The organism is Bacillus sp. 5mfcol3.1 (assembly GCF_900114335.1).
Classification (GTDB): domain Bacteria; phylum Bacillota; class Bacilli; order Bacillales; family Bacillaceae_G; genus Bacillus_A; species Bacillus_A thuringiensis_S.
The window spans coordinates 1-1,531 of record NZ_FOST01000059.1 but is presented as its reverse complement, the minus strand read 5'-3'; the positions used below and the strand labels follow the sequence as shown (position 1 = coordinate 1,531).

Sequence of the window (1,531 nt, the reverse complement as noted above, 5' to 3'; positions counted from 1 at the left end):
ATTTTAAAGGTTTTAGAATCGTTCTCGGATTATCTTCAAGTAGGAGACATCGTGAATTATGTATTGCGTTGGCTAGGATGGTTCCTAATTGTAGGTTTATCTTTGGTTGTAGATGCTTTAGAAGGTGTGACAGATGCCATACTTGGGATTAAAGGATTCTTTAATTCACCGGAGATACAAAATTTTGTTGATATGTTATATCCATTGTTTGTCGTTCTTTTAGCCATTTCGTTTTTATATATTGGCTACATGTTTATTATGAACAAACAAATGAACCGTTCTCAAATTATCATCAATATTTTCGTAACATTGAGTGTACTTTGTTTATTAAGTACTGGTATGACAAAGGTCGATAAGTTCACCGATGATGCCATAGCTGTTGTGAAATCTGAACAAAAGGGTTCTTTAAGTGATGAAATTATTAAAAAGAATATAACCGATGTTGCAGTAATAGATCAAAATGGATGGAAAAAGAAAGAGGATATGAATCCGAAAAACAATATTCCTGAAAAAAATATTAGACAGATTGATATTACTGAAAAAATAGATGAGGATTTTGAATTTACAAAGGACAAAGATTTATCAGATAACGGAAAGAAAATTTTGAAAAATAAACGAGTAATGGATGCGTTAGGAGTTGCATCTTTAGCTGAATTAAAAGATGGATGGTTTGATTTCTTTCCAGAAAAGTATTATCGCTGGCATTGGAATTTCTGGAATATATTCTTTACGTTACTGATAACAGGATTAACTTTGTTATTGGTGAGTATTAAATTAGCTAGGTTATTTTATGAATTGGCATTTAACTATTTATTAGCGAACATATTAGCACCAGCCGATGTTGCCAATGGTCAAAAGTTAAAAGCTGTATTATCTAATATCCTCAATATATTTATAGCAACGATTATGATATTCCTATCTTTGAAGCTATATATAATGGGAACAACGTTTCTCCATGATAAATTAAGTGGTGTGCCGTATCTTATTGCATTAGCCGCATTTAGTATGGCAGTTCTAGATGGGCCGGCAGTCGTAGAAAGGTTATTCGGTATAGATATTGGATTAAAAAGCAGTTGGGGCATGTTAGTAGGTGGTTACGCACTTGGTAAAGGAATCGCTAGTCTTGCAAGTTCAAAACCAATGAAGGGTCTCGGAAATATGATTGGAAAAGGAGCGAAAGGTGCAGCCCAAGGAACTGGTGTTGCAGCGGCTAAAACCGCAAGTGCGGCAGCGATGGCAACAGGTGGAATGGCTGGTCTCATAAGCGGCTTGAAAAATGGAAATGAATCTGAAAATAAAGATTCATTACAAGATCAAATGAAAAAAGCTGGTGAGAAGAAAGCAAATGGAAATGATGTAGCAAATAAGGAAAAAGAAAAAGGTAACTTAAATAAGGAAAAAGATAAAAAGAATGGTGGTATGCCATCTATTCAAGAAGACATGAAAAAAGGAGGGAACGAAAACCCAGGGGTAGCGAGTGGGCAAGAATCGGGAACAACAACTCTTCAAGATGAAATGAAAGAAGCTGGAA

1 protein-coding gene is annotated in these 1,531 nt (G+C 34.9%); it reads left to right on the top strand.

Going from position 1 to position 1,531, the window contains the following annotated elements:
* The coding region (locus BM089_RS30400; protein WP_346725746.1) for a pLS20_p028 family conjugation system transmembrane protein at nucleotides 1–1,531 on the top strand (1,531 nt) is incomplete at both ends.